Below are 8868 nucleotides of genomic sequence, written 5' to 3'. Positions count from 1 at the left end.
AATCGTTTTTTCCCTGTTTTGCCTGGATAGGCGTGGTAATTATCAGTTCGTTTGGGAAACCGGATGGAATCTGGTGAATGGCGGGGATGTCCCATGCCACCCACGAACAGAATGAGCATCCGGGTTCAAAAGGATTCAGGGCAAAGACTGCCAGATATGGTGATTTCAGGTTGGCCAACCGTATCGGCGGGGAGATGTTTCCTCCATCACCGGTATGGGTCGGGGGAAATTCTATGAATCCAAGGGTTACCGTGAGTTTTTCCATATTGCCGGTGATAGTACCAGGAAGAATAAAAACGTGTTGATTGGGGTTATTATGGCACGGAAGGTTTCACTCTATACTGACGGGGCATCCCGGGGAAATCCGGGTCGGGCGGCGATTGCCTACATCCTCATCGAGGATGGCCGGATTCTACGGGAACATGGGGAGACGATTGGTATTGCCACAAATAATGAAGCTGAATACCGGGCACTGATCGCAGGTCTCAAAGCTGCTGCTGCCCTCGATGTGCATGAAGTGGCTGTCCACTCTGACAGCGAACTGATGGTGAAACAGATGAAGGGGTCCTATGCTGTCAGGTCAGCGAGACTTCTTCCCCTCTATAAGAGGGCAACTGAAGCGAAGAGTATGTTTGATCGTGTCACATTCACCTCTCTTCCACGGGAAGATCCTACTATTCAGAAGGCAGATGCACTTGCAAATGAGGCGCTTGATGGGAAGATGCCCTCCTCTCCTGTTGGATCACGGCCGGAAGCGTACATGAAGCCGATAGGTATCGTCTCTTCTCCGTACAAAGTGCAGGCAGATGCTCCGAGGCAGGGGAGGCTTGATCCTGTCGAGAGCATAATTGAGATATATCCTGAATACGAAGGAGGTCTTGCCGGGCTCCTGAATTATGACAAGCTCTTCATCTTCTCCTGGTTTGACCGGAGCCGCCGCGATCAGCTCCTGGTTGAGCGTCCCGGGAGGGGTGATACGCGCGGTGTCTTTGCAACCCGCTCCCCGAACCGCCCAAATCCGATCGGCCTCACCCTTGTAGATCTCCTTGAGATCAATGGCAGAATCCTTCGTGTGCGGGGTCTGGATGCCCTTGATGGGACTCCGATTCTTGATATCAAACCATATGAGCCGGATCTTGATTCCCAGTAAAAGAGAGATATCTGGTATTGATTCCTATCCTTCACAGGATGCACCGATCTATACACCTATAATCTCTCTTTCACAACCTTCCTTTGTATTGTGTATTGAGGCATATCATGACAGATAAACAACAACCACAGGAATGTGATGGGCAGTGCGAAGGCTGTTCATCAAAGACAGATGAATGTCAGTCAAATCTCCCAAAAAAGGCGAATATAGATGTCAAGCATGTCGTTCTTGTACTCTCCGGCAAGGGCGGCGTCGGGAAGAGCACCGTCTCGGTGAACCTGGCTTATGCTCTCTCAAACCATGGGTTCAGAACCGGCCTGATGGATCTTGATATTCACGGTCCAAGCATCCCGAAGATGCTCGGGCTTGAGGAACATAAGCTCCAGATCATGGGAGAGAAGATCCAGCCGGTGAACGTGACCGGAACGCTTGCTGTTATCTCTATGGCGTTCCTCCTTCCTGAGCGCTCCACACCGGTTATCTGGCGTGGTCCCATGAAGATGACAGCGATCCAGCAGTTCCTCTCGGATGTGAACTGGGGTCCCCTTGATTTCCTTGTTGTTGATCTGCCCCCGGGAACAGGCGATGAGGCGCTTTCGATCGTTCAGCTTGCACCAAATATTGCCGGTGCGATCATCGTCACCACCCCGCAGGATGTCTCGGTGCTCGACTCGAGCAAGGCGCTGAAGTTCGTTGAACAGATCGGGATTAAAAACCTGGGCATTATCGAGAATATGAGCGGCATGGTCTGCCCGCACTGCCATGAAGCAATTGATCTCTTTGGGAAGGATGGCGGGAAGAAGGCCGCCGAAGAGTTTGGCGTCCCCTTCCTCGGGAGCATCCCCCTTGACATCGATATGCGGAAAGCTGGAGATGAGGGCAAGCCATTCATCATCCGCCGTGCCGATAACCCCACCTGGCAGGCTGTCGATACCATTATGGAGAATCTGATCGGGATCATCGAGGATTGATCCTGCTCTTTCTCTTTTGAAAAGATAAACAACAATATTTAATACCATTTCTGTCGATTCTATCACTAGCGTTCGAATCGCACTCTTCTGTGGTTTGAGACTGAAATGAAGGTAATTCTATGAAGATTGGAATTGTTGGCGGAACCGGGGATATCGGTGAGGGGATGGCACTCCGACTCTCTCATCTCCATGAAGTGATACTTGGATCAAGAGATGAGTCGAAGGCATGTACAGCCAGCGACTGCACCATCGAGACACTCAAAGGGCGAGGAGTTCAATCAAAATGCCGGGGTGTCTCCAACCAGGAGGCTGTGGATGCAGGGGATGTTATTGTCCTTGCACTCCCGTTTGCCCATGTAGACTCCACTCTTGCCGGGCTGACCGGATTTGAGAATAAGATCATCATCTCTCCGGTGAATCCGATCGCCCGCTCAGGCCATTTCTATTATGATCCGCCTGAGGAAGGATCGGCCGCCGTCTATATCAAAAACCGGCTCCCTGAGAGTGCCCGGCTTGTTGTTGCGTTTAACAATATCGCCGCTCACAAATGGAAGGATCTTGATGCGGTCCTTGACTACTCGGTAGCTGTCTGTAGTGATGATGCGGAAGCAAAGAAGATTGTCATGGATCTCATCCGGGATCTCCCAAAACTCTCCCCCCTTGATGCCGGGCCCCTTGCCGTCTCATCGATTGTTGAGAGCATCACCCCCCTCCTCCTGAATATCGCAATCTCCAACAAGATGCGTGATGTCGGGGTTTACTTTAAATAATTAATTTTTTCTTCAACCTAAAACCTCTTCCGATGTGATAGAGCGAGCTTCAGGCTTCGTGTGTCCTGATATTCCTGACGTGTGTACCTGATCATTTTCCAGATTCTTCTTCACTTCAGTGTCTCATCCAAAGATCCCGTCCCATCACCATTTGGTTTTCTGTTTCCCCTTGTGTCAGGGTATTGGTATTTCTGCACATCCTGATCAGAATCTTATTCTTGGATGATCGTACTTCCGATTAATTTAAATACCGATGGAAGGAAACCTCTTATTAATTACAGATCAAACAGGAAATAGACGTTTTGGGAATCTTTCTCCCCTATGCGCCATTTTCAAGGAGAAGTATTATGAATCTTCGAACCCCGAATGCAAACGAAGCTCTCGGTACCTTCAATCGATCACGGGATGTCGTCCCGATGTCCGGTCTCTGCAGCCGGTGTGTTGATGGCTGCAAAGGCGGCTGTGATATATGGCTCTCCACAATACGGAGCCGGGAAGTCATTTATCCAGGTCCTTTTGGTGAGATCACCGCAGGTGCCGATAAGAATTATCCGGTCGACTACTCCCACCTGAATATCCAGGGCTATGCAGTCGGTGCGAAAGGTCTGCCAGAAGGCGTTCCGATTAACTCAGATACCGCCCTCTTCTCTTCAGTTGATACCACAACAGAATATGGATGGGATATCAAGGTCCCGATGCGGGTTCCCATCTTCACCGGTGCTCTTGGATCAACCGAGATTGCACGGGCAAACTGGGAACATTTTGCCATTGGTGCTGCTATTTCGGGCATTACTCTTGTCTGTGGTGAGAATATCTGTGGTATCGATCCCGGGCTTGTCCGTGATGTCCATGGCAAGGTGAAGGAGTGCCCGGAGATGGATCGGAGGATCAATACATACCGCGAGTTTCATGATGGCTATGGCGAGATCCTTGTCCAGCTGAATGTCGAGGATACACGTTTTGGAACAGCCGAATACGTATCATCAAAACATAATCTCGAGACGATCGAGCTGAAATGGGGGCAGGGAGCAAAATGCATCGGCGGAGAGATCAAGGTTAAGTCCATTGATTGTGCAACCGAGCTGAAGCAACGAGGTTATATCGTCCAGCCTGATCCGACACTGCCTGAAGTAAGAAAGGCTTTTGCATCCGGTGCTATCAAGGAGATTGAACGTCACTCAAGGCTTGGATTTGTTACAAAGGAAGATTTCCTGGCTGAAGTGGATCGGCTCCGCGATATCGGGTTCAAGCGTGTCACCCTGAAGACCGGTGCCTATTCCGCTGTGGAACTGGCAATGGCACTCAGGTACGGTGCGGAGGCGAAGATCGATCTCCTGACAATCGATGGCGCACCCGGTGGCACCGGCATGTCACCGTGGCCGATGATGAATGAATGGGGTATCCCGACTGTCTATATCCAGAGCCTTGCGTACCAGTATGCCGAACTCCTGAAGAAACGGGGGATACGCGTTCCCGATCTTGCCATTGCCGGTGGAATTGCTGATGAAGCAAATGGTTTCAAGGCTCTCTGCATGGGTGCACCCTACTTCAAGGCGGTCTGCATGGGCCGTGCCCTGATGATCCCAGGCATGGTCGGGAAGAATATTCAGAAGTGGCTTGATGCTGGAGAACTGCCAAAGAGTGTCTCGAAGTACGGCAGCCATGTTGAGGAGATCTTCGTCTGTTATGAGGAACTGAAAGAGAAATATGGCGCCCGGATCAGTGACATTCCGCTTGGTGCGATGGGTATCTACAGCTATGTCGAGCGGTACCGGCTCGGCATGCAGCAGATCATGGCAGGGAGCCGAAATTTCAGCCTGAAGTCCATCTCACGAAACGATCTGATGGCTCTCACCGAAGAGTCCGCAAAAGTAACCGGCATCCCCTATGTGATGGATGCATACAGCGATGCAGCTGAGGCAATTCTCCTCAGCTGATTTTTTTCAATTTTCTGGGAAATGAGGGGGAGAGGATTGCCCCTATTATTCTTTCAGGCAAGTTTCCAGACCGGGGATTCCTCTTCCGGAAGGAAGATGCTGACATAGGTTTCAAAGGGTGAGATTCCTTCTGGCACTTCGTAAATGATGAACCCTTCTTTTGTCTCATAGACGTAGAGTTTTCCTCCGGTATACTCAAGTTCCTTTATATCTTTAATCTGGACAGTCGGATCTCTTCCGGATTTATACGAGTAGGCATTTCCATTTGTATGGACGGTGATCACCGAAGGGTACGGGGCTGAGATCTCTTTCTTAGTCCCGGTATGCTTTACCCGGACGAAGATGAAGAGAAACTCTTTCCCCTCAGGCGGACTGACCGGTTCCCATCTGCCCCAGCCCTGGGCAAAAAACTCATACCCGTCCCTGATCAGGTATTTATACACTGAAATCTCGCGGGTGTTCTCCCCCTCGCCAACTGATGCAATTGCCCTCAGGGGAAGGGCATCCGGGAACGGGGAGTCTGCCTCTGTGGGTGCAACAGGGGCGGGAGTTGGAACCGGGGTTGGCTCTGCCGTTTGGAGCGGGGTAACAACTGCGGCTGGTTCCGGTGTCACAGGCGATTCGGTGCATCCTGCAAAGAATACAAGAAGGATAACAAGGATGGCTGCTGCGAGCAGACGTGTCTTCTGCATATAGCGGAATACCATCTTATTGTATAAGAATGCTGTTGCCCGGCTGTTTCGATCCATCGAATGAGTGGGGTGTCTCTTCCGGTATTCATATCTGAATGAAATGCAGATACACGGATGGTGTTTCTGTTCCGTTTCCCTGTGATAGCAGTAATGGTGCTCCTCTGTATTGCTTCTGGCTGTGTCCAGCCCGATATGGTGCTCCCATCGATCTCACCAGCTCAGGCTGAATCTCCGGCTCTGGTCATTGATCACACATTCCCCTTTGAAGAGAGCGAGATAACAATCAGTCTTCCTCTTGATTCTGGTGTCTATTACGGGGCACGGGATGCCGATAAGCAGATCTATCTCTATACCGATCTCACCGATCGTGACTGGCTTCCCCATTATTATCGGGCGTTCATCGATGATCCCCACCAGGAAGAATTCTTACTGGATCTGATCGAAGAACTGCGGCGGGTGCGATCCGATCTCCAACTGGATGATGATCGCTACCTTGAGCTCTGCTGTGTCTTTGTCCAGTCTCTCCCCTATGATGATGATACCGTCCTGATTGAGCCGAAGTTCCCGATTGAGACCTATGGGGACGGCACCGGTGATTGTGATGATAAAAGCCTCCTTCTTGCTGGAATTCTCTCACGAGAGGAGTATTCTGTTGCTCTGCTCCTCTATTCAGAGGAGGCGCATATGGCAGTCGGGGTGAAGGGAGATGGCTGTCGGGATATAGGGGATGGGTATGTATTCATTGAAACAACCCGTTCCAATTTTGTTGGTATTGTCCCGGAGATGCTTGCCGGGGATATTGTTCTTGAGTCTGATCCGCTCATTATTCCCATCAGGGATGGAACGATTCGGTATGGGCGATGCGATCAGACGATCGTGTTGTCTGATCTCCTTACATACTGCCGGGATGAGATAGATCGATTGAATGCTGAGATGGAGCGCGAATCAGTTCTCATTCGTGAGATGAATGATGATATCGGGGCGCTTCGCAGGGAGATGGATATCCTCATCCGGCAGGGGAGGTACCAGGAGTACAACCGGCAGGTGCCTGTCTTCAATAGCCTGATTGATCGGTATAATAAGCGCATTGAGGAGTATAATCGCCTTGTTCGTTCGGCTGAGCGGTATGTTGCCATTCATACTACACTCATCAACCGGATGTATGACCGCTACGGGCTGTATCGCGAGATGCTTAAGGAGGGAATTATTGCCGAGCTGAGATCCGGAATCTGAAACGAAGAGCGCTCAGTTCTGCTTTCCTTCACCCTCAGAAAGGCCACTTATCTGCATCATGTTTGACTTCATGAGATGGAACTCCTGGTTGAAAGGTAAGATATTATAGTGGATAGTGAGAGAAGTACCAGATAAGCAGATTCTAATCCCAGATGATACGCATGCTGGCAGATCATCTCTCCGGATGTATCCGGGATTGGATTCTCAGAGGATGGGGTTCAAGATGGGGTTGTTTGATCTTCTCAATAAAAAAAATGCTTCTGTTCTTTCCTTCATTGAAGAAGGTACCCGGTTCCATGAGAGTGGACAATTCGCTCAAGCAGTAGACTCTTTTGAGAAGGCATTATCCCAGGATCCCGGGAGATATGACGCATGGGTTGGCCGCGGCTCTGCCCTCTTTTATCTTGACAGATACTCTGATGCACTCACCTCATTTGAGAAAGCCATTGAGATTGATCCAAAAAGACCCGATGCATGGAAGAATCGTGGCCGTACCCTCCATGAACTTGGCCGCCCTTCAGACGCTCTCGAGTCATATGAGAAGGCAATCGATTGTGATCCCCATGATACCGATACACTTTACTATCGTGGGCTTGCTCTCCATGAACTCGGCCGTCTTGAAGATGCTATCGAGGCATATGAGCAGATCCTCAAAACCGATCAGAATAATCCTGACATCTGGTTCAGGCATGGTGTTGCCCTTGATGATCTTGGCCAGTATGCCCGATCCATCGAGTCCTATAACCACGCTCTTGCAATAGATCCAAGCAATGCTGTTGGCTGGTACAACCGTGGTGTTGCACTTGAACGGCTTTCGCGTTCACAGGAAGCTGTGGAATCATACCAGAGGGCACTGGAAATTGCTCCCAATCATCCCGGTGCCCAGAGGAATCTCCCACGCCTGATTGAGGAGATGCAGAGGGGTGCAACCGGGATGTCAGATGAAGCGATCTCTCCTCCTGGTGATGCGAGTTCCCCGGAAGCTGAATCAGGATTGGCTCTCCCCGATCCCGGATCAGATCCGGAAGAGATGCTTCAGGAGATTGATGCAGAGCGGATCGATGATCCAGATGATGGGATTGGATCACCCGATGCTGGTGCACCTGATGAACTACCAGTACCTGATGAGCTACCAGTACCTATTGAACTACCAGCACCCGATAAATTACCAGCGCCCGATGAACTACCAGTACCTGATGAATTACCCTTAACAGGGCCCGCTCTGCCTGATCTGGAGGTGAAGGGTGATATGAATTCCCCTATAGAAGAGCGTGAGAAGGTTGACTGGGCGAAATCCGCTATGAAACATGCAAGTGAAGGCAGTTTTGAAGAGGCGCTTCTGGCATATGAGCAGGCACTCAGGGAAGATCCGGGAGATGCGTATCTCTGGGTTGGCCGGGGTCTTGCGCTTGAAAACCTTGAACAGTATAGTGAAGCCGTCGAATCATTTGATATGGCGATCGAGATTGACCCGGATAATGCCAAAGTCTGGTATAACCGTGGCCTTGCTCTCCAGCATCTCAAACGATATGATGATGCGATCGACTCTTATGATCGGGCTCTTGCAATCGACTCACATCTCTCTGCCGTCAGAAAGAAGAGGGATAGTGCGATATCTGAAAAACAGAAGGAGGAGGGTTGGATGGTCCCGGAGATGGCAAAAAACCCTCTCCCGGAGAATCTTCCATCCCTTCTCCGAACGAAATCCCAGGATCAGGCGGCAGCACCGGTTTCAGAGGAGATACCTGACAAAGAAGAGCTGATTGCGATGGCAGCGCCTCAGGTTGATGAGGAGCCCCTTGAGGCTGATTGGGATGATTTGGATTCCGGCTCGGATGAAGATCCTTCCCGGGAGATACTATCCCCTTCACCCCTCGCCATCGAAGAAGACGAGATGCCTGAGGTGGTGTCTGATGATGGCGGGGAAGTGGTTATAGATGTTATCACGCCAGATTCAGTTTTTGAGGGGGATGAGGGTGCTTCTTCCCCGTTGGCAGATCCATTTGAAGCGGCACTGGATGCAGCCGATCGGGCTTTATCCCGGAATCCTGGTGATAAAAACGCCTGGTATAACCGTGGTGTTGCTCTTCTCCACCTGGAACGCTTCTCAGAAGC

General features: G+C 50.6%; 7 protein-coding genes and 1 pseudogene. 6 read left to right on the top strand and 2 right to left on the bottom strand.

Features of this window, described 5'->3' with window-relative positions; all coding sequences use genetic code 11:
- A pseudogene (locus QCH34_RS02735) lies at positions 1–265 on the bottom strand (YbhB/YbcL family Raf kinase inhibitor-like protein); the annotation flags it as partial.
- A 51-nt stretch (positions 266–316) separates the two neighbouring features.
- On the opposite strand from QCH34_RS02735, the gene tsaA reads away from it, so the two are divergent.
- From tsaA to QCH34_RS02710, 4 genes are all read left to right on the top strand, one after another.
- Entirely contained in the window at positions 317–1150 is an 834-nt protein-coding gene (gene tsaA / locus QCH34_RS13300; protein ID WP_366898251.1) for a tRNA (N6-threonylcarbamoyladenosine(37)-N6)-methyltransferase TrmO, read from the top strand.
- Positions 1151–1257: 107 nt separating this feature from the next.
- Entirely contained in the window at positions 1258–2121 is an 864-nt protein-coding gene (locus QCH34_RS02720) for an Mrp/NBP35 family ATP-binding protein (RefSeq protein ID WP_300329699.1), read from the top strand.
- Positions 2122–2240: 119 nt separating this feature from the next.
- Entirely contained in the window at positions 2241–2891 is a 651-nt protein-coding gene (gene npdG, locus QCH34_RS02715; RefSeq protein ID WP_300329696.1) for an NADPH-dependent F420 reductase, read from the top strand.
- A gap of 347 nt (positions 2892–3238) precedes the next feature.
- Positions 3239–4828 (top strand): FMN-binding glutamate synthase family protein, encoded by a 1590-nt coding sequence (locus QCH34_RS02710; protein WP_300329693.1) that lies wholly within the window; start codon positions 3239–3241, stop codon positions 4826–4828.
- A 53-nt stretch (positions 4829–4881) separates the two neighbouring features.
- On the opposite strand, the gene QCH34_RS02705 is transcribed toward QCH34_RS02710, so the two are convergent.
- Positions 4882–5535 (bottom strand): hypothetical protein, encoded by a 654-nt coding sequence (locus QCH34_RS02705; protein ID WP_300329690.1) that lies wholly within the window; start codon positions 5533–5535, stop codon positions 4882–4884.
- 135 nt (positions 5536–5670) lie between these two features.
- Between QCH34_RS02705 and QCH34_RS02700 the strand changes: the two genes are divergently transcribed.
- Positions 5671–6753, top strand: coding sequence for a hypothetical protein (locus QCH34_RS02700; protein WP_300329687.1), 1083 nt, complete (start codon positions 5671–5673; stop codon positions 6751–6753).
- Positions 6754–6976: 223 nt separating this feature from the next.
- A partial coding sequence (locus QCH34_RS02695; protein WP_300329684.1) for a tetratricopeptide repeat protein occupies positions 6977–8868 on the top strand: 1892 nt, incomplete at its 3' end.

Source organism: Methanocalculus sp., from assembly GCF_029762515.1.
In the GTDB taxonomy this organism is placed as follows: domain Archaea; phylum Halobacteriota; class Methanomicrobia; order Methanomicrobiales; family Methanocorpusculaceae; genus Methanocalculus.
The sequence above is the reverse complement of the archived record's forward strand: the minus strand, read 5'-3'. Positions and strand labels throughout refer to the sequence as shown.